The sequence below is a fragment of the Kitasatospora sp. NPDC056327 genome (genome assembly GCF_042261735.1).
Lineage (GTDB): Bacteria > Actinomycetota > Actinomycetes > Streptomycetales > Streptomycetaceae > Kitasatospora.
Map to the genome: position 1 here is coordinate 1 of NZ_JBHJRC010000030.1, position 19,797 is coordinate 19,797.

General features: G+C 71.7%; 16 protein-coding genes, 1 tRNA gene and 1 pseudogene. 6 read left to right on the forward strand and 12 right to left on the reverse strand.

Features of this window, described 5'->3' with window-relative positions; translation table 11 throughout:
• Positions 1-60: 60 nt before the first annotated feature.
• The 12 genes and pseudogenes from ACFCX4_RS07280 to dnaA all read right to left on the reverse strand — a co-directional run bounded on the left by ACFCX4_RS07280 (position 61) and on the right by dnaA (position 15,515).
• Positions 61-189: a DLW-39 family protein gene (locus tag ACFCX4_RS07280; RefSeq protein ID WP_014137031.1), complete on the reverse strand. Its 129-nt coding sequence runs from the start codon at positions 187-189 to the stop codon at positions 61-63.
• 256 nt (positions 190-445) lie between these two features.
• Entirely contained in the window at positions 446-793 is a 348-nt protein-coding gene (locus ACFCX4_RS07285; protein ID WP_376139638.1) for a DUF6191 domain-containing protein, read from the reverse strand.
• A gap of 148 nt (positions 794-941) precedes the next feature.
• A tRNA-Ile gene (locus ACFCX4_RS07290) sits at positions 942-1,018 on the reverse strand.
• A 16-nt stretch (positions 1,019-1,034) separates the two neighbouring features.
• Positions 1,035-2,429: a class I SAM-dependent methyltransferase gene (locus tag ACFCX4_RS07295; protein ID WP_376139639.1), complete on the reverse strand. Its 1,395-nt coding sequence runs from the start codon at positions 2,427-2,429 to the stop codon at positions 1,035-1,037.
• Between the two features lie 273 nt (positions 2,430-2,702).
• A complete protein-coding gene (locus ACFCX4_RS07300; protein ID WP_376139640.1) occupies positions 2,703-3,449 on the reverse strand; it encodes a DUF3566 domain-containing protein in 747 nt (248 codons plus the stop codon).
• 158 nt (positions 3,450-3,607) lie between these two features.
• Positions 3,608-6,211, reverse strand: coding sequence for a DNA gyrase subunit A (gene gyrA, locus ACFCX4_RS07305; protein WP_376139641.1), 2,604 nt, complete (start codon positions 6,209-6,211; stop codon positions 3,608-3,610).
• A gap of 55 nt (positions 6,212-6,266) precedes the next feature.
• Entirely contained in the window at positions 6,267-8,297 is a 2,031-nt protein-coding gene (gene gyrB, locus ACFCX4_RS07310; protein WP_376139642.1) for a DNA topoisomerase (ATP-hydrolyzing) subunit B, read from the reverse strand.
• Positions 8,298-8,568: 271 nt separating this feature from the next.
• Positions 8,569-9,165, reverse strand: a complete 597-nt coding sequence (locus tag ACFCX4_RS07315; protein WP_376139643.1) for a DUF721 domain-containing protein — start codon at positions 9,163-9,165, stop codon at positions 8,569-8,571.
• A gap of 174 nt (positions 9,166-9,339) precedes the next feature.
• On the reverse strand, positions 9,340-10,473 hold the full coding sequence (gene recF / locus ACFCX4_RS07320; protein ID WP_376139644.1) for a DNA replication/repair protein RecF: 1,134 nt from the start codon (positions 10,471-10,473) through the stop codon (positions 9,340-9,342).
• Between the two features lie 43 nt (positions 10,474-10,516).
• Positions 10,517-11,413, reverse strand: a pseudogene (gene gnd / locus ACFCX4_RS07325) (phosphogluconate dehydrogenase (NAD(+)-dependent, decarboxylating)); the annotation flags it as partial.
• Between the two features lie 193 nt (positions 11,414-11,606).
• Positions 11,607-12,737, reverse strand: a complete 1,131-nt coding sequence (dnaN, locus tag ACFCX4_RS07330; protein ID WP_376139645.1) for a DNA polymerase III subunit beta — start codon at positions 12,735-12,737, stop codon at positions 11,607-11,609.
• Positions 12,738-13,688: 951 nt separating this feature from the next.
• A complete protein-coding gene (dnaA, locus tag ACFCX4_RS07335; protein ID WP_376139646.1) occupies positions 13,689-15,515 on the reverse strand; it encodes a chromosomal replication initiator protein DnaA in 1,827 nt (608 codons plus the stop codon).
• A gap of 353 nt (positions 15,516-15,868) precedes the next feature.
• On the opposite strand from dnaA, the gene rpmH reads away from it, so the two are divergent.
• The 6 genes from rpmH to rsmG all read left to right on the forward strand — a co-directional run bounded on the left by rpmH (position 15,869) and on the right by rsmG (position 19,650).
• The gene (gene rpmH, locus ACFCX4_RS07340) at positions 15,869-16,006 is read left to right on the forward strand and encodes a 50S ribosomal protein L34 (RefSeq protein ID WP_030392420.1); all 138 of its coding nucleotides are present in this window, start codon (positions 15,869-15,871) and stop codon (positions 16,004-16,006) included.
• 18 nt (positions 16,007-16,024) lie between these two features.
• Positions 16,025-16,453, forward strand: a complete 429-nt coding sequence (gene rnpA / locus ACFCX4_RS07345) for a ribonuclease P protein component (RefSeq protein ID WP_376139647.1) — start codon at positions 16,025-16,027, stop codon at positions 16,451-16,453.
• Entirely contained in the window at positions 16,450-16,821 is a 372-nt protein-coding gene (gene yidD, locus ACFCX4_RS07350) for a membrane protein insertion efficiency factor YidD (RefSeq protein WP_376139648.1), read from the forward strand. Before rnpA ends, yidD begins: the two co-directional genes overlap by 4 nt.
• Positions 16,818-18,035 (forward strand): membrane protein insertase YidC, encoded by a 1,218-nt coding sequence (gene yidC, locus ACFCX4_RS07355; protein ID WP_376139649.1) that lies wholly within the window; start codon positions 16,818-16,820, stop codon positions 18,033-18,035. The genes yidD and yidC overlap by 4 nt, the downstream gene beginning before the upstream one ends.
• Positions 18,036-18,119: 84 nt before the next feature.
• A complete protein-coding gene (locus ACFCX4_RS07360) occupies positions 18,120-18,650 on the forward strand; it encodes a protein jag (protein WP_376139650.1) in 531 nt (176 codons plus the stop codon).
• Positions 18,651-18,825: 175 nt separating this feature from the next.
• Positions 18,826-19,650 carry a 16S rRNA (guanine(527)-N(7))-methyltransferase RsmG gene (rsmG, locus tag ACFCX4_RS07365; protein WP_376139651.1) on the forward strand — a complete coding sequence of 275 codons (825 nt, stop codon included), beginning with the start codon at positions 18,826-18,828 and terminating at the stop codon, positions 19,648-19,650.
• Positions 19,651-19,797: the final 147 nt, after the last annotated feature.

The window sequence follows — 19,797 nt, forward strand, 5'->3', positions numbered from 1 at the left end:
GGCCCGGGAGGCGCCGTACGGCGCCTCCGAGGACTGTCGGCCGTGGGGCCGACCGGAGCCTCAGCGACCGGCCGGAACCGGGTCGGTGGCCTCGGTCCACAGGTCCTGCTCGGCGCGGTCGGCCTGGACCTGACGGTAGACAAAGAAGCCGCCGAGGGCGACCAGGGCGACCAGGAGAAGCTTCTTCACCGCGGGACCTCGTCCTTCTTGCGTTGACGGACTCAGCAGCCGGGCGCCGATCGATCCGATCGGGCCGACGAGTCCATGGTTTGTTGCGAGCACGAATGGGCGGTCGGGATGCCGGACTGCCCTTGCGGCCGATGATACACACCGGTGTCCCAATCGTGACCAGCCACCGCTGCCTCCAACCGACCCGTCCGGCCGGAGGATTGACGCCACACCTCCTGTCGTACGGTCGGTCCGGCTCGGAGCCTCCCCGGCGCCGTCACGGTTCCCGCCCGTCGGACGCCGTTCCGGCGGGCCGGCGGGCGGCCGGGACCACCACCGCGACGCTCGCCGCGAGGTCCACCCGGGTGCGCGGCGGGGCCCCGTCGTCCTCCTCGTCGCGCAGCATCAGCGAGCTCCGCCGCTCGTCGAGCTCGTTCTGCTTGCCGGCCGAGAACTGCGCGTGCAGCTGCTCGAAGCCGGTCGCCGAGATCTGTCCCTCCCGGCCCGTCCCCCGCCACGGCACCAGCCGCGACCTGCGCGCCCTGAGCGCGAGCTGGTCGACGAACGCCAGCGCCACCAGCAGGCAGACCAGTCCGGGAATCGTCATCGCGAAGACCAGACCCATCGCGTCACCGCCTCCTCCGTCGGATGTCGGACGCCACCGGGGAGAACCCCGGCCCCCACCCGTACAACCCCCGCCCGGCGCCGGGGGTTCCGACCCCGGGGTGCGGAAACGCCGAAGGGCCCGGAGCGATGCTCCGGGCCCTTCGCGGTGGTGGGGCTAACAGGACTTGAACCTGTGGCCTCTTCCTTATCAGGGAAGCGCTCTAACCGTCTGAGCTATAGCCCCTTGCCGCACTGAAAGATTAGCGGACCGATCGCCGATCCCCCAAATCCGATTCGCCCGGGGCCGCGGCGGGGCCCTCCGGGACGGGCAGGTCGGAGGCGGTGCCCGGAGCGGTCAGCCACTGGGCGCGGGTCGCCGGGAGGTACGCCGAGCCGTCGGACGAGGTGCGCACCGCGAGGACCTGGTTGACCCCGATCCGGTTCTCCTCGAAGGCCAGCGCGGAGGCCGCCATGTAGAGCCGCCAGACCCGCGCCCGGCCCCGCCCCACCAGACCGACCGCCTCCGTCCAGTGCGCCTCCAGGTTGGCCACCCACTCACGCAGGGTCAGCCCGTAGTGCTCCCGGAGCGACTCGACGTCGCGCACCTCGAAGCCGGCCTCCTCCAGCCGCGAGACGGTGGAACCGACCGGGGACAGCTCGCCGTCCGGGAAGACGTAGCGGCTGATGAACGGGCTGGGGCGGTACGTCTCGCCGGGGTGGTCGGGACGGCGGGCGATCTGGTGGTTGAGCAGCCGGCCGCCGGGCGCCAGCAGCCCGTACAGGGCCTCCGCGTACACCCGGTACTGGGTCTCGCCGACGTGCTCGGCCATGCCCACGCTGGAGATCGCGTCGAACGGGCCGTCCGGGATCTCCCGGTAGTCCTGGAGCCGGATCTCCACCCGGTCCGCCAGCCCGGCCTCCTCGACCCGCCGGCGGGCCAGCGCGACCTGCTCCTCGGAGATCGAGACGCCGACCGCCGTCACCCCGTGGTGCCGGGCCGCGTGCAGCACCAGCGAGCCCCAGCCGCAGCCGACGTCCAGCAGCCGCATCCCGGGCCGCAGGCCGAGCTTGCGGCAGATCAGCTCCAGCTTGGCCTCCTGCGCCGCCTCCAGGCTCTTCGCCTCCGGCTCCCAGTAGGCGCACGAGTAGACCATCGACGGGCCCAGCACCAAGCCGTAGAAGTCGTTGCCGACGTCGTAGTGGTGGTGGATCGCGGCGCGGTCCCGGCCCCGGCTGTGCAGCCGCCCGCGGCCCACCGGGGCCTCCTCCGGCGGCGCGACCGGGTCGGGACCGAACGCGCCGGCCCGCAGCAGCGCGCCCAGCACCCGGCGGCCCCGGGCGCCCAGCACGTCGCCGGGCCCCAGCCGTAGCGTGCGGATCTCCGGGAGCTCAGAGAAGTGCGCGACGGCCCGCAGCACCTCGTACAGGTCGCTGCCCGGGGCGACCTCCAGGTCCCCCGAGACGTAGGCACGGGCCAGGCCGAGCTCGTTCGGCTGCCAGACCAGCCGGCGCAGCGCCCGGCGGTTGCGCAGCACCACGGTGGGCGCCCCCGGCGGACCGGCCGCGCTGCCGTCCCAGGCCCGCACCCGCAGTGGCACCGGGACCCCCAGCAGCCCGTCCAGGGCCTCGACCAGCCGCCTTGCGAGCTCCGCCATCGCGCGTCTCCGTCCTGCCGTGCCTGCACAGCCGTCCCGGGCCCGTCCGGAGGGACCGGGGAGGCCTGCGGCGGCCGGGTGACGCGGAACGGGCGGACCAAGCTAAGCCCACCCCGCTGCGGCCCCTCCGGGCGGCACGCCGCCCGGAACCGCTGTCACCCGAATGCCGACGGGCCCCACCGGCTGCAACAGCCGGTGGGGCCCGTTGATTCCGTCCGCGGGCGGAAAGTCCCCGCACGGAGGGCGAACTGACTCCGGATCACACCGGGACGGTCAGTCCTCCTCGGCCAGGGTGAGCTCGATGCCGCCGGTGAACCCGGCCGCCGCGTTGTAGATGAACGCCGAGAGCGTGGCGAGCGCGGTCAGCAGCACCACGTCGACCACGGCGATCAGCGAGGTGAAGGTCATCACCTTGCCGAAGCCCACGTAGTCCATGATGTTCAGGCCGCCGCCGTTGGTGTCCGAGCCGGTGACGTCCTTCAGCGTCTTGCCGAGCGAGTCGAAGACGCCGAGCGAGTCCAGCGTCATCCACAGCACCGCGGCCGCCACGATGATGATGATCCCGACCGCCAGCGACAGCAGGAAGCTGACCTTCATCACCGACCACGGGTCGGCCTTGGTGATCCGCAGCCGGGCCTTCCTGGTCCGGCCCAGACCGCCGCCGGTGGCGACCGGGGGCGCGCCGGCCGGACGGCGGGCGCCGCCGACCGGGGTCCCGCCGGGCGGGGTGTTGCCACCGCCGACCCGGGTGCCCCGGGGCGGGGTCGGCTGCCCCTTGGCGTAGGTGGTCGGCTGCGAGAACCCGCCCGACCCCGGCGCCGGTGCGCCCGGCGGCGGGGGCGCCGACTGGCCGCCGTAGGTGGCCCCGCCCTGGCCCGCCCCGCCCACCGGCGGCATCAGCGAGGTGGACGCGGCCGGGTGCTCGGCCGGCGGCTGCGGCACGCCGTACGCCCCGCCGCCCTGTGCTGCGCCCGGACGGCCGCCGGTGGCTCCTCCCGCAGCACCCGTGGCTCCACTCACTGGTCCTCCCGCACTTCCCGCCAGGGCGGCGGCGCCGCCCTGCTTCGTCACTCGTCATCCAGCGCCCGGCGGGATTGCCCGGTACTGGTCGTCGGCCGGTACCGGCACGCCGTGTACGGATGTACGGACGCGACGGTACCGGCCGACGCGGTACGAGGTCAGGCCTGGGCGGTCCCGCCGCCCGGCGCCGTCTCCGTACCCTCGGCCACCGCGGTGGACTCGGTACCCGACTCCTCGTCCTCCGCCGACTCCTCGTCCTCGGCCTCCGCGTTGCGGGCCATGCCCACGACCGCATCGCGCTTGCCCAGGTTGATCAGTTGGACGCCCATGGTGTCACGTCCGGTTTCACGAACCTCGGAAACCCTCGTGCGGATCACCCCACCGGACAGGGTGATCGCCATGATCTCGTCGCTCTCGTCGACGACGAGTGCGCCGACCAGCGAGCCCCGGCCCTCGACGATCTTCGCCGCCTTGGTGCCGTAGCCGCCGCGTCCCTGGACACGGTACTCGTCCACCCCGGTGCGCTTGGCGTAGCCGCCGTCGGTCGCGGTGAAGACGTAGGTGCCCGGACGGACCACGTTCATCGACAGGAGTTCGTCGTCCTCGCGGAAGGCCATGCCCTTCACGCCCGAGGTGGCGCGCCCGGTCGAGCGCAGCGCCTCGTCGGTGGCGGTGAAGCGGATCGACTGCGCCTTCTTGGAGACGAGCAGCAGATCGTCCTCGGCGGAGACCAGCTCGGCGCCGATCAGCTCGTCGTCCCGGCCCTCGTCGTCCTGGCGCAGGTTGATCGCGATCAGACCGCCGGAGCGCGGCGAGTCGTAGTCCTTCAGCAGGGACTTCTTCACCAGACCGGCCCGGGTGGCGAGGACCAGGTAGGGCTTGTCCTCGTAGGTGCGGACGGCCATCACCTGGGCGATGTGCTCGTCCGGCTGGAAGGCCAGCAGGTTGGCCACGTGCTGGCCGCGGGCGTCGCGCCCGGCGTCCGGCAGCTCGTAGCCCTTGGCGCGGTAGACCCGGCCCTTGTTGGTGAAGAACAGGATCCAGTTGTGGGTCGTCGTCACGAAGAAGTGGTCGACGATGTCGTCCTGCTTGAGCTGGGCGCCGCGCACGCCCTTGCCGCCGCGCTTCTGCGAGCGGTAGAGGTCGGAGCGGGTCCGCTTGACGTAGCCGCCACGGGTGATCGTGACGACGATGTCCTCCTCGGCGATGAGGTCCTCGATGGAGAGGTCGCCGTCGGAGGGGATCAGGGTCGAGCGCCGCTCGTCGCCGTACTTGTCGACGATCGCGGTGAGCTCCTCGGAGATGATCTCCCGCTGACGGGTCGGCGAGGCCAGGATCGCGTTGTACTCGTCGATCCGGCGCTGCAGCTCGTCGTGCTCGTCCATGATCCGCTGCCGCTCCAGGGCGGCCAGCCGGCGCAGCTGCATCTCCAGGATGGCGTTGGCCTGGAGCTCGTCGATGGAGAGCAGGCCCATCAGACCGGTGCGGGCCGCCTCGGCGCTGTCCGAGGCCCGGATCAGCGCGATGACCTCGTCGATCATGTCCAGGGCGCGGAGCAGCGCGCGCAGGATGTGGGCGCGCTCCTCGGCCTTGCGCAGCCGGAAGGTGGTGCGCCGGACGATGACCTCGACCTGGTGGTTGACCCAGTGCCGGATGAAGGCGTCCAGCGACAGGGTGCGCGGCACGCCGTCGACCAGGGCCAGCATGTTGGCGCCGAAGTTGGTCTGCAGGTCGGTGTGCTTGTAGAGGTTGTTCAGCACGACCTTGGCGACCGCGTCGCGCTTGAGCACGATCACCAGGCGCTGGCCGGTGCGCGAGGAGGACTCGTCGCGGACGTCGGCGATGCCGGCGATCCTGCCGTCCTTGACCAGGTCGGCGATCTTCAGCGCGAGGTTGTCCGGGTTGACCTGGTAGGGCAGCTCGGTGATCACCAGGCACTGGCGGCCCTGGATCTCCTCGACCTCGACGACGGCCCGCATGGTGACCGAGCCGCGGCCGGTGCGGTAGTAGTCGTCGATGCCGCGGCGGCCGACGATCAGCGCGCCGGTGGGGAAGTCCGGGCCCTTGATCCGCTCGATCAGGGCGTCCAGGAGCTCCTCGTTCGAGGCCTCCGGGTTCTCCAGGTACCAGAGCGCGCCGGAGGCGACCTCGCGGAGGTTGTGCGGCGGGATGTTGGTGGCCATGCCGACCGCGATGCCGGTGGCACCGTTGACCAGCAGGTTGGGGAAGCGCGCGGGCAGGACGGTGGGCTCCTGCGAGCGGCCGTCGTAGTTCGGCGCGAAGTCGACGGTCTCCTCGTCGATGTCGCGCATCATCTCCATCGCCAGCGGCGCCATCTTGCACTCGGTGTAGCGCATGGCCGCGGCCGGGTCGTTGCCCGGGGAGCCGAAGTTGCCGTTGCCGTCCACCAGCGGCATCCGCATCGACCACGGCTGGGCCAGGCGGACCACGGTGTCGTAGATCGAGGTGTCACCGTGCGGGTGGTAGTTGCCCATGACGTCGCCGACGACGCGGGCGCACTTGTAGTAGCCCTTCTCGGGGCGGTAGCCCCCGTCGTACATCGCGTACAGCACGCGGCGGTGCACCGGCTTGAGGCCGTCGCGCACCTCGGGCAGGGCCCGGCTGACGATCACGCTCATCGCGTAGTCGAGGTACGAGCGCTGCATCTCGGTCTCAAGCTCGACCGGCTCGATCCTCAGGGTCACCGAGGCGGCCTGGGGGGTCTCGGGCTGCTCGCCTTCGGGACGGTTGTCGTCGACCACTGGTGGTCAGTTTCCTTTCACGCGGACTGGTTCGTGCGGGCCTGCGGGGCAGGCGTCACACGTCCAGGAAGCGGACGTCCTTGGCGTTGCGCTGGATGAAGGAGCGGCGGGCCTCGACGTCCTCGCCCATGAGGATCGAGAACAGCTCGTCGGCGCGGGCGGCGTCCTCCAGGGTCACCTGGAGCAGCAGGCGGTGGGCCTGGTCCATGGTGGTGACCCGGAGCTCCTCGGCGTTCATCTCGCCGAGACCCTTGAACCGCTGGATCGCGTCGTCCTTCGGCAGCCGGCGGCCGGCGGCCACGCCCGCCGCGATCACGGCGTCGCGCTCGCGGTCGGAGTAGACGTACTCGAAGTCGTCCTTGCCCCACTTGATCTTGTACAGCGGGGGCATCGCCAGGTACACGTAGCCGGACTCGACCAGCGGCCGCATGAAGCGGAACAGCAGGGTGAGCAGCAGGGTGCGGATGTGCTGTCCGTCGACGTCGGCGTCGGCCATCAGCACGATCTTGTGGTACCGCAGCTTGGACTCGTCGTAGTCCTCCTGGATGCCGCAGCCGAAGGCCGAGATCAGTGCCTGGACCTCGGTGTTCTGCAGCACCTTGTCGATCCGGGCCTTCTCGACGTTCAGGATCTTGCCGCGGATCGGGAGGATCGCCTGGATGCGCGGGTCACGGCCCTGCTTGGCCGAGCCGCCGGCGGAGTCGCCCTCGACGATGAAGATCTCGCACTCGGCCGGGTCCTTGGACTGGCAGTCGCTGAGCTTGCCGGGCAGCGAGGCGGACTCCAGCAGGCCCTTGCGGCGGGTGAGGTCGCGGGCCTTGCGGGCGGCGACGCGCGCGGTGGCGGCCTGGATGGACTTGCGGATGATGTCCGCGGCCTCGTTGGGGTTGCGGTCCAGCCAGTCGTTCAGGTGCTCGTGGACGACCTTCTGGACGAAGGTCTTCGCCTCGGTGTTGCCCAGCTTGTCCTTGGTCTGGCCCTCGAACTGCGGCTCGCCGAGCTTGACCGAGATGATCGCGGTCAAGCCCTCGCGGATGTCCTCGCCGGAGAGGTTGTCGTCCTTCTCTCGGAGCAGCTTCTTGTCCCGGGCGTAGCGGTTGACCAGGCCGGTCAGCGCGGCGCGGAAGCCCTCCTCGTGGGTACCGCCGCCGTGGGTGTGGATGGTGTTCGCGAACGAGTAGACCCCCTCGGTGTACGAGGAGTTCCACTGCATCGCGATCTCCACCGAGATCGCCTTGTCCTTGTCCTCCGCCTCGAAGTCGATCACCGAGGGGTGGATCACCTCGCCCTTGCGGGAGTTGAGGTGGGCGACGAAGTCGGCGATGCCGCCGTCGTACTTGTACGTGACGGAGAGCGGCCGGCCCTCCTCGTCGACATGCTCGGGGCGCTCGTCGGTCAGGGCGATGGTCAGGCCCTTGTTGAGGAACGCCATCTCCTGGAAGCGCCGGGAGAGCGTCTCGAAGGAGTAGACCGTGGTCTCGAAGATCTCCGGGTCGGCCCAGAAGGTGACGCTGGTGCCGGTGCGCCCGGTGGCCTCGTGCTGCGACAGCGGGGCGACCGGGGTGCCGGCCTTGTACTCCTGCGTCCAGCGGTGGCCGTCGGTGTGGATCTCCACCGCGAGGCGGGTGGAGAGCGCGTTCACCACCGAGACGCCGACACCGTGCAGACCGCCCGAGACCGCGTAGCCGCCGTTGCCGAACTTGCCGCCCGCGTGCAGCACCGTCAGCACGACCTCGACGGCCGGCTTGCCCTGGCCGGGCATGATGCCGACCGGGATGCCGCGGCCGTTGTCGACCACGCGCACGCCGCCGTCGGCCAGGAGCGTCACGTCGATGGTGTCGGCGTGCCCGGCCATCGCCTCGTCGACGGAGTTGTCCACGATCTCCTGCACCAGGTGGTGCAGACCGCGCTCGCCGGTCGAGCCGATGTACATGCCGGGGCGCTTGCGGACGGCGTCGAGGCCCTCCAGCACCTGGATGGCATTGGCGTCGTACGACCTGTCCGACTGGTCGTTCTGGTCTGGGGTCTGGCTGGGGTTGCCGGAATCGGCCACGAAGCGCCCTCTCTGGCACAGCGCGGGCCGCATCCCCGCTCCCTACGGGCGGGCGTGCGACCACGGCGTTTCGACTCGGTTGCCACTAGCAACAGTGTTTGGCCCCCAGTCTACCGGTACGACTGACATCGATGGGCGTTTGGCAGCCTCTGAGGGCAGAAATGCCGCCCTGAATCCCCTCGGGACATGTCCCGATACTCGACCAGGGGGCTCAGAGCGCCAGGAAGGGCCGTCAGGGGTTCCGGAGGATCACGGTCCGCTCACTGCCGGACCCGCTCCGGGGCGGGCGCTCCGGGGCGGCTCGTCAGCCCCAGGTGTCCCCGGGACCCTTGCTGCCGGGGGCGCGCAGCCGGCCATAGCCGCGCACCGGGGCGGCCGGGCCGAGGACCTTGATGGTGCGGACCGTTCCGTGGCCCAGTTCGTGGTTCAGGCGGGCCACCAACTGCCTTGCCAGCCAGCGAAGTTGGGTGGCCCAGGCGGTGGAGTCGCACTGCACGGTGAGCACCGCGGCCTCGTCGTCGTAGGCGGTGGGGGTGCAGTGCGCGGCGATGTCCGGACCGACGATCTGCGGCCAGCGGCCCATCACCCCGCCGACCGCCGCCGAGGACTCCCAGCCCCGCTCGGTCAGCAGCCGGGTCAGTGCCGCTCCCAGCGGCACCGGGTCGCGGCCGTCGGAGCGGGCCCCGCTGCGCAGACCGTGCCGCTTCGCCTCGCGCTTCTCCCGCACCTGCTCACCGCGCTGGCGGGCCTGCGCCCGGGCCGCCCGCAGCGCCGAGCGCGCCAGGTCGGCACCGGTCGGCCGGGCACCGCCCGGCTCGGCACCGCCCGGCTCGGCACCGCCCGGCTCGGCACCGGCCGACTGGACACCGGCCGGCCCGGGGCGCTCCGCCGAATCGCTCACGGCGATCTCCTTATCCCCACCCTGTGGACAACGGTGAGCCGTCCAGCGTACGGGAGCGGCCGGGGCACGCGGCGGCGCGGGTGGGCATGCCGCAGGTGCGGAGCGGGACCGGCCGCGGCGGGGGCGGCGGGCGGCGGGAGGGGTGACGCGGAGCTGCCGGAGGTGACGCGGGGATCAGGAGGTGACGCGCCGCACGGTGCCGTCGGAGACCGCGAACCGGGCGCCGGCCAGCGCCTTCGGCACGTCCTCGGCCACCGCCGCGGTCACCAGCACCTGCTCGCCGCCGGCCACCAGCTCGGCCAGCCGGTCGCGGCGGGCGGCGTCCAGCTCGGCGAAGACGTCGTCCAGGATCAGCACCGGCTCCCCCCCGTCCGCGCGCAGCAGCTCGTACGAGGCGAGCCGCAGCGCCAGCGCGAACGACCAGGACTCGCCGTGGCTGGCGTAGCCCTTGGCGGGCAGCGGCCCGAGCTTGAGGACCAGTTCGTCGCGGTGCGGGCCGACCAGGGTGACGCCGCGCTCGACCTCCTGTCTGCGGGCCGTGCGCAGCGCTTCGAGCAGCTGCTCCTCGGCCTGCTCACGGCTGTTCGGCAGCTCGCCCTCGAAGGAGCTGCGGTACTCCAGCGCGGTGTCGCCGCCGCCCGGGGCGAGCCGGCCGTAGGCGGCCCCGACCAGCGGCCGGAGGGTGGCCACCAGCTGGAGGCGGAAGGCGGTGAGCTCCGCGCCGGCCCGGGCCAGGTGGCCGTCCCAGACCTCCAGGGTGGACAGGTCGGCGCCCTTGCCGCCGCCCGCCCGGCGGGCCATCGCGGCGGTCTTCAGCAGGGCGTTGCGCTGCTTCAGCACCCGCTCGTAGTCCTGCCGGACCCCGGCCAGCCGGGGCGCCCGGGCGGTCAGCAGCTCGTCCAGGAAGCGCCGGCGCTCCCCCGGGTCGCCCTTGACCAGGGCGAGGTCCTCGGGGGCGAACAGCACGGTCCGCAGCAGGCCCAGCACGTCGCGCGGGCGGACGTTGTCGGAGCGGTTGATCCGGGCCCGGTTGGCCTTGCCGGGCGTGATCTCCAGCTCGATCAGGGTGGCGCGGCCGCGGTCGGCCACCGAGGTGCGGATCACCGCGCGCTCGGCGCCGAGGCGGATCAGCGGGGCGTCGGTGGCCACCCGGTGGCTGCCCAGGGTGGCGATGTAGCCGACCGCCTCGACCAGGTTGGTCTTGCCCTCGCCGTTGGGGCCCACGAACGCCGTCACGCCCGGGTCGAGGGCGACCTCGGCCCGGGCGTAGGAACGGAAGTCGGCGAGCGACAGGTGCGCGACGTGCATGACGGTGGACTGCGCTCGCCTTCTGGGGAGGGACCTGCGGGGACTACTTCGACTCGACCGCGTGGCCGCCGAACTGGTTGCGCAGCGCGGCGATCATCTTCATCTGCGGGGAGTCCTCCTGGCGGGAGGCGAAGCGGGCGAACAGCGAGGCGGTGATCGCCGGCAGCGGGACGGCGTGGTCGATCGCGGCCTCGACGGTCCAGCGGCCCTCGCCGGAGTCGGCGGCCCAGCCCTTGAGCTTGCCCAGGTGCTCGTCCTCGTCGAGGGCGCGCACGGCCAGGTCGAGCAGCCAGGAGCGGATCACGGTGCCCTCCTGCCAGCTGCGGAAGACCTCGCGGACGTCGGTGACCTCGGGGGCGGCCTCCAGCAGCTCCCAGCCCTCGGCGAAGGCCTGCATCATCGCGTACTCGATGCCGTTGTGGACCATCTTGGCGAAGTGGCCGGCGCCGACCGCGCCCGCGTGCACCGAGCCGAAGTCGCCCTCGGGCTTGAGCGCGTCGAAGACCGGGCGGACCAGGGCGACGTGCTCGGCGTCGCCGCCGTACATCAGCGCGTAGCCGTTCTCCAGGCCCCAGACGCCGCCGGAGACGCCGCAGTCGACGAAGCCGATGCCCTTGGCGGCCAGCGCCTCGGCGTGCTTGACGTCGTCGGTCCAGCGGGAGTTGCCGCCGTCGACCACGACGTCACCGGGCGAGAGCAGCTCGGCCAGCTCGTCCACGGTGGCCTGGGTGGCGGCGCCCGCCGGCACCATGACCCAGACGACCCGGGGGCCCTTCAGCTCGGAGACCAGCGCCTGGAGGCTCTCGACGTCGGAGATGTCGGGGTTGCGGTCGTAGCCGATGACGGTGTGGCCGGCGCGGCGGATCCGCTCGCGCATGTTGCCGCCCATCTTGCCGAGACCGATGAGGCCGAGCTCCATAGCCAAATCCTTACCTGTGGTGACGTCTCTGCGGGCGGCGCCGTTGCCGCGCCACCTTGAGCCTACGTCGTACGGGGGAGCGGCCCGGGCGCGGTCGGGCCGACCGGGGGAGGGTTCCACAGGTTCGTCCACAGGGCTGTGGGCAGGGCCGTGGACGCGACGGCTCCCGGGCCGGTCCGGTGGAGGCCGGAGCGGCCCGGGAGCGGAGGCGGGCTCAGCCGGAGAGGCGGACCGGCATGATCAGGTACTGGTACGCCTCGTCGGCCTCGGCGTCCACCGCGGCCTTGCCGCTGAGCAGCGCGGGCTTGGTCGGGGTGGTGAAGCTCAGCTGGGCGTAGGCGGAGTCGATGGCCTTGAGGCCCTCCTCCAGGTAGCCGGGGTTGAACGCGATCGAGATCGCGTCGCCCTCCAGGGAGGCGTCGATCCGCTCGGTGGCCTGGGCGTCGTCGCCGGAGCCGGCCTCCAGGGTGAGCACGCCCTCCTCGAAGTTCAGCCGGACCGGGGTGTTCCGCTCGGCCACCAGGGAGACGCGCTTGAGCGCCTCCAGGAAGGGCTGGGTCTGGATCGCCGCGATCGCGTTGAACTCGGTGGGGAAGAGGCTGCGGTACTTCGGGAACTCGCCCTCCAGCAGGCGGGTGGTGGTCCGCCGGCCCGCGCCCTCGAAGCCGATCAGGCCCTCGCCCGCGCCGCCCGAGGAGAGCGCGATGGAGACGCTGTCACCGCTGCCGAGGGACTTGGCGATGTCCTGCAGGGTCTTGGCCGGGACGAGCGCGACCGCGGAGATGTCGGCCTGCTCGGGCTTCCACAGCAGCTCGCGGACCGCGAAGCGGTAGCGGTCGGTGGCGGCCAGGGTGATCCGGTCGCCCTCGATCTCGACCCGGACGCCGGTGAGCACCGGCAGCGTGTCGTCCCGGCCGGCGGCCACGGCGGCCTGGCTGACCGCGGAGGCGAAGACGTCACCGGGGACGGTGCCGGTCGCGGTGGGCATCTGGGGCAGGGCCGGGTACTCGTCCACCGGCAGCGTCGGCAGGGTGAACCGGGAGCTGCCGCAGACCACGCTGACCCGCTGGCCGTCGGTGGAGATCTCCACCGGCCGGTTGGGAAGGTTGCGCGAGATGTCGTTCAGCAGCCGGCCGGAGACCAGCACGGTGCCTGCCTCCTCGATGTCGGCCTCAAGCTCGACCCGGGCCGAGACCTCGTAGTCGAAGCCGGACAGCGCCAGGCTGCCCTCCTGGGCCGTCAGCAGCAGGCCGGCCAGCACCGGCACCGGCGGCCGTGCCGGGAGGCTGCGGGCAGCCCAGGCCACCGCCTCCGCGAGGACGTCACGCTCCACCCGGAACTTCACCGGTAACCGCCTCCTGGATCGAGCGCTCCCGCTCGCACGTCTGGTTCTTCTGATCTTGGTCTTCGGTCCGCCTGGCCGCCGAGCTCCGCCGCTCCGCTTCCAGTCGCCGAGGACAGTCTGACGTACTCCACCGACAGACGGGGCAGACGGGCGGAAGCAAGTCGAACGGATGTCGGGGAGCGGTTGTCCACAGATTTCGGCCCCACCCGCTTTTGAAGCAGTCGATGGGTCTATAGGTGTAGTGGTAGTAGTAGGGCCTGTGGAAACCGTGGATAACCCTGTTTGTGCAGGTCAGGCCCGGTTTTTTGTCCACAGGAGATGTGGACGGCGACTGTGGACGGACACGGCCCGCTGTGGACGGCGGAGCGTTACCCACAGGGCACGCTGGGTATCCACAGGTTATCCCCAGCGCCGTCCCCAGATCCGGACCCGGTTATCCACGGGCGCCGGTCAACTTTTCGTGACGGCTTTCACACCTGGGCATGAACGACGGCAGAAGCTTGTCGAACTGTGGACACGACTGTGGACAACCTGGGGAAAACCCGCCCCCGCCTGGGGACAACCGGTGGACAACCCGGGAGGCGCCGTGACGGGGCGCCAATTGTCCACAGCCTGTGGACAACGGTTGTGCACAAGTACACAGGCACCTGACCTGCGCCGAAGAGCGTAGCGGCGGCCGCCCTGTGGAGGAATTCTGGATAACTCACGGCACCCGGGCCTGTGGACGGCGGGGAACCCGCCCCGCCTGTGGATTTCCGCCCCGCGCGCCGAGGGCGTTCGAATCGCCGGTCAGATGTTCGGCGCGGGCTGTGGACTGGCGGAGCGTCCGTCACCGCGATCCCTGCCCCGCCGGCGGGCCGTGCACACCTGTGGATATGCCGAAAGGGCGTCAGGACCGCTCCTGACGCCCTTTTCCGGCCACCCGGGACCCGCCCGCGGCGGGCCCGCCGGCTAGCTCTTGATGCGGTTGGTCAGCTCGGTGACCTGGTTGTAGATCGAGCGCCGCTCCGCCATGAGTGACCGGATCTTGCGGTCCGCGTGCATCACCGTGGTGTGGTCGCGGCCGCCGAACTGCGCGCCGATCTTCGGCAGCGAGAGGTCGGTGAGCTCCCGGCAGAGGTACATGGCGATCTGACGGGCCGTCACCAGCACGCGGCTGCGCGAGGATCCGCAGAGGTCGTCGACCCCCAGCCCGAAGTAGGCGGCGGTCTGCTGCATGATCACCTGGGCGGTGATCTCCGGCCCGGCGTCCTCGTCGCCGCCCGGGATGAGGTCCTTGAGGACGATCCCGGCCAGCTCCAGGTCCACCGGCGCCCGGTTCAGGTTGGCGAACGCGGTGACCCGGATGAGGGCCCCCTCCAGCTCCCTGATGTTCCGGGTGATCCGGGACGCGATGAACTCCAGCACGTCGGCGGGGGCGTTGAGTTGCTCCTGGATCGCCTTCTTGCGCAGGATCGCGATCCGGGTCTCCAGCTCCGGCGGGGTGACGTCGGTGATCAGTCCCCACTCGAAGCGGTTGCGCAGCCGGTCCTCCAGCGTGGTCAGCAGCTTGGGCGGCCGGTCGGACGAGAGCACGATCTGCTTGTTGGCGTTGTGCAGGGTGTTGAAGGTGTGGAAGAACTCCTCCTGCGTGGACTCCTTGCTCGCCAGGAACTGGATGTCGTCCACGAGCAGGATGTCCATGTCCCGGTAGCGCTTGCGGAAGGTGTCCGCCTTGCCGTCCCGGATGGAGTTGATGAACTCGTTGGTGAACTCCTCCGAGGACACGTAGCGCACCCGGGTGCCCGGGAAGAGGCTGCGCGAGTAGTGCCCGATGGCGTGCAGCAGGTGGGTCTTGCCCAGCCCGGACTCGCCGTAGATGAAGAGCGGGTTGTACGCCTTGGCCGGGGCCTCGGCGACCGCCACCGCCGCCGCGTGCGCGAAGCGGTTGCTCGCGCCGATGACGAAGGTGTCGAACAGGTACTTGGGGTTCAGCCGGGCGGCCGGCTCGTCCTTGCGGGAGCCGCCGGCCGGGGGCGCGCCGGGCGGGGCCGGCACCCCGGGCACCGCCGGGCGGTCGGTCGCGCGCTCCGCCGGGGCCTTGTCCGCCCCGCGGCCGCCACCGGGCCGGGCCGCGGGCGCGCGGCGGCCCGCACCGGCCCGCGGGTGCTCCCCCGGGCCGGGGCCGTAGGCGCCGCCGAAGAGGTCGCCCTGGGTGGTCGAGGGCGGCGCGGGGACGGCGCGCTGCGGGGGCTGCGGAGAAGCGGACTCCTCCGGCTCGCGGTAGGCGGGCGGCCGGTCCTGGTAGCCGGGCCAGGCCGGTGCGGCCGGCGGACCGCCGTAGGGCCCGGGGCGCTGCTCGTAGCCGCCGGTGTCGTAGCGGGGCCGCTCGTAGTCCTGCGGGTAGTCCTGGTCGTAGGACTGCTCGTACGGCCGCTCGTAGGACTGCGGGTAGTCCTGGCCGCCGTAGCCGCCGGTGTCCTGCTCGGACGGGTTCGGGTAGGGCTCCGCGGGCGCGGGGGTGGTCGGCACGGCGTTGGCGTCGACCATCACGGCGATCCGCACCGGGCGGCCCAGCTCGCGGGAGAGCGCCTCGGTCAGCTGCGGCAGCAGCCGCCCCTCCAGCACCTGCTTGGCCCGCTCGTTGGGGGCCGCCAGCAGGGCGGTGTCGTGCATCATCCACATCGGCTGGGTGCGCTGCACCCACTGCTTGTCCATCTCCCCGACGTCCGGGTCGTCGACCAGCCGCTCTACGACCCTCGCCCAGACCGGGACGAGGTCGCTGTTGACATCAGCCACTGGTGCACGCTTTCCGATGAACAAACCAGACAAGTCCTGCAACGGTAGTCAGCGAACAGAGACGGATCAAGTCGTTGTCCACAGGCTGTGGGTAAAGGGCCCCCGGACGGCTGGTTTGACCCTCGCGCCCCGTCCCGCGTACCGTAACCAGGTCGAGTTGTCGATGGCCGCTGCCGCATGTCCGCGGGTCCACCCGCTCCATAAGGCGCGCAGCACGGGCGCCGTGGATTGCCTGAAACCCCAGCCGAACTGGGGCGATGGGCCGGATTTCCGAAACAGGGGAGATCACGCGGACGCACGGTGACGGCCAAGCGACCCCCCGTCATCCTACGATTCACCTCAGGAGCCCCCGAGTGAGCAAGCGCACCTTCCAGCCGAACAACCGTCGTCGCGCGAAGACCCACGGCTTCCGACTGCGTATGCGTACCCGCGCCGGCCGCGCCATCCTGGCTGCCCGCCGTGGCAAGGGCCGCACCAGCCTGTCCGCCTGATCCGCACCAGAGTCTGCTGTGCTGCCCTCCGAGAATCGGCTGCGGCGGCGCCAGGACTTCGCGACCGCGGTGAAACGCGGTCGCCGGGCCGGGAGGCCCCTGCTGGTCGTCCATCTCGCCAGGGAGGACGCCACCGGGGGCCGCACCGACCGGACCAGCGACACCCACCCGCACGTCGCCGAGGGGACCCCTTCGGCGCGTGCGGGTTTCGTCGTGAGCAAGGCCGTCGGCCCGGCGGTCACCCGCAACCTGGTCAAGCGCCGGTTGCGCCACCTTGTGCGTGATCGTCTGTCCCGGCTGCCCGCCGGTAGCCTGATAGTGGTGCGTGCGCTGCCTCCGGCCGCGTCCGCCTCGTACCAGGAACTCGAACGCGATCTGGACGCGGCGCTCAAACGGCTGCTCAAGACCGAGCACGCCACCCCGGCGCCGACAGGAGCAGGGCGATGAAGTACCTGCTGATGGGTCTGATCAGGGTCTACCAGTGGACGATCAGCCCACTGCTCGGTCCGGTCTGCCGCTACTACCCCTCCTGCTCGCACTACGGCTTCGAGGCCGTGAGGACGCACGGAGCGGTGAAGGGCGGCGGCCTGACCGTGTGGCGCATTCTGCGCTGCAATCCGTGGACGCCCGGCGGGGTCGATCATGTCCCGCCGCGCAAGCACCCGGTGTGGCACCGCCGGCTGCGGGACCGGCTGCAGGGCCGGTCCGCCGCCGACCAGCCGGTGATCATGCCCCCCGCCGGTCCGGACCCAGAGGGCCCGGCGACCATTGGCCCCGTGGGGCCAATCCCAATGTCCAAGGAGCCTGACCGGTGACCTTCTCCTTCCTCAACCCCCTGTACACAGCGGTGTCCTGGATCATCGTCCAGTTCCACTCGCTGTACAGCCACGTCTTCGATCCGAACGGTGGCTGGGCCTGGGGTCTGGCCATTGCCTCGATGGTGGTCGTCATCCGGATCTGCCTGATCCCGCTCTTCGTGAAGCAGATCAAGGCGACCCGGGCCATGCAGGCGATCCAGCCGAAGATGAAGGCGATCCAGGAGCGGTACAAGAACGACCGCCAGCGCCAGTCCGAAGAGATGATGAAGCTGTACAAGGAGGCGGGTACCAACCCGTTCTCCAGCTGCCTTCCCATCCTCGTGCAGGCGCCGTTCTTCACCGCGCTCTACGGTGTGCTCGCCAAGGTCGCCGACGGCAAGCCGATCGGCGTGATCGACGGCACCCTGCTCGACAGCGCCCAGCAGGCCCACATCTTCGGTGCCCCGCTCTCGGCGACCTTCGTCGGCAGCAGCGAGATCAGCGTGAAGATCGTCGTCGCGATCATGATCATCATGATGTCGCTGTCGCAGTTCGTCACCCAGCGCCAGCTGATGACGAAGAACGTCGACCTCACGGTGAAGACGCCGTTCATGCAGCAGCAGAAGATGCTGATGTACGTCTTCCCGATCATGTTCGCCGTGATGGGCATCAACTTCCCGGTCGGTGTCCTGGTCTACTGGCTGACCACCAACGTCTGGTCCATGGGCCAGCAGCTGATCGTCATCCGGAACAACCCGACGCCGGGCAGCAAGGCCTGGGACGAGCGCCAGGACCGGCTCAGGAAGGCCGGCCGGCTGAACCCGGACGGCTCGGTCGTCCAGGGCCCGCTCTGGGGCCTGCTGCCGGCCAAGAAGTCGGCCACCACCGCCGAGGCCGTGGTCGAGGAGTCGGTGCAGGCGCGCCGCCAGCAGCCGCGCAAGCAGAGCAAGGCCCAGCGCCAGCACGGCGGCGCCCAGCCGGCGAGCCTGACCAAGGAGGCGTCGGCCGAGCAGCCCTCGGACGCCGTTCCGGCGGAGTCGGCGGGCGCCGGCACCTCCGGCGGCAGCGGCTCCCAGGGGGCCTCGGGCACCTCGGGCACCCCGGGCGCGTCCGGCACCGCCAAGCAGACCGCGGCCCGTCCGGCCGGTACCAAGCCGGGCCCCGCCCGCCAGCAGGGCGGCCGGCAGCAGCCCAAGCGCGGCGGCGGCGGTCAGCGGCCGAAGAAGAAGTGACCGGCGCGGTCCCGACCGTGCCCGCGGCCCCCTGAACCTCGTTACCGGCCCACCACCCGGGCCCATCTCCGAAGGAGTCCATCAGTGACGGAAGGCACCACCTCCGCCGTCGAGGCCGAGGCCGCCGCCAGCGCCGACGAGAACCTCGTCCCCCGCCTGGAGCAGGAGGGCGACATCGCGGCGGACTACCTGGAGGGTCTGCTCGACATCGCCGACCTCGACGGTGACATCGACATGGACGTCGAGGGCGACCGCGCCCTGGTCTCCATCGTCAGCGACGGCAACGACCGCGCCCTGCAGCGACTGGTCGGCCAGGACGGCGAGGTGCTGGAGGCACTGCAGGAGCTGACCCGGTTGGCCGTCCACCGGGAGACCGGCGAGCGCAGCCGCCTCATGCTGGACATCGCCGGGTTCCGCGCCCGCAAGCGCACGGAGCTGGCGACCCTCGGGGCCGAGGCCGCCCAGCAGGTGAAGAGCTCGGGCGAGCAGTTCAAGCTGCGCCCGATGACTCCGTTCGAGCGCAAGGTCGTCCACGACGCCGTGGCGGCGGCCGGTCTGCGCAGCGAGTCGGAGGGCGAGGAGCCCCAGCGGTGCGTGGTCGTGCTGCCGGCCTGACGGCAGGGCGACGGCCGGCCGCCCTGGCGGCCGGCGAGCGACACGAGGACCCGACCCCGTCCGCCACGCGCGGGCGGGGTCGTCGTCCCTTCGCGGGGCGGTGGCCCGGCGAGAGATGTTTCACGTGAAACGGTGCAGGAGCGGGTCGGTGGATCCGGGGAGCGGAGAGGTCGAGATGGACACGGAGAGCGCGCCTGCCGGCGGGCCGGAGACGGGGCCCGCCGGGCCGGGTGCCGAGGGCGCTGCCACCGGGGGGCGTCCGGAGGTCGAGCCGCCGCCCGCGCCGCCGGCCGTCGCCCGGGAGGTCTTCGGCGAGCGGTACGACGCCGCGGTCCGCTACACCGAGCTGCTGGCCACCTCGGGCGTGACCCGGGGACTGATCGGTCCGCGCGAGGTGCCCCGGCTCTGGGACCGCCACGTGCTGAACTGCGCCGTCCTCGCCGAACTGCTGCCGGGCGGGACGACGCTCTGCGACGTCGGCTCGGGTGCCGGGCTGCCCGGCATCCCGGTGGCGCTGGCCCGGCCGGACGTCTCGGTCACCCTGCTGGAGCCGCTGCTGCGCCGCACCACCTTCCTGGAGGAGGTGGTCCGGGAGCTGGGGCTGGAGAACGTCACCGTGCTCCGGGGCCGGGCCGAGGAGATGGTCGGCAAGCTGGCGGTGGACGTGGTGACCGCGCGCGCCGTCGCGCCGATGGAGCGGCTGGCCGGCTGGGGGCTGCCGCTGCTGCGGCCGCACGGCCAGATGCTGGCGCTCAAGGGCGACAGCGCGGAGCAGGAGCTGGCCGACTCCCGGGCCGCGCTGGCGAAGCTCGGCGGGGTGGAGTGGTCGGTGATCTCGGTCGGCGAGGGCACCCTGGAGACCTCGACCCGGGTGGTCCAGGTCCAGGTGGGCGAGAGCCCGGGCGGGGTGAGGGCGGCGACCCGCCGGGCCAAGGCCGCGGCGAGGGCCGGCCGGGCCGGCGGCGCTCCGGCCCGCACGCCCCGGCGGCGCGGTCGCTGAGCACGCGGCGACGCCCGACACGGGCGGGTGGTCCCCGGACCACCCGCCCGTTCTGCTTTCCGGGGCCGCCCCGGCGGCTTTCCGGCGTTCGGGTGACGGGAGGGCGACCCGGAGGGTGACATCGGACCACCGGAGTGTCGCATCGTC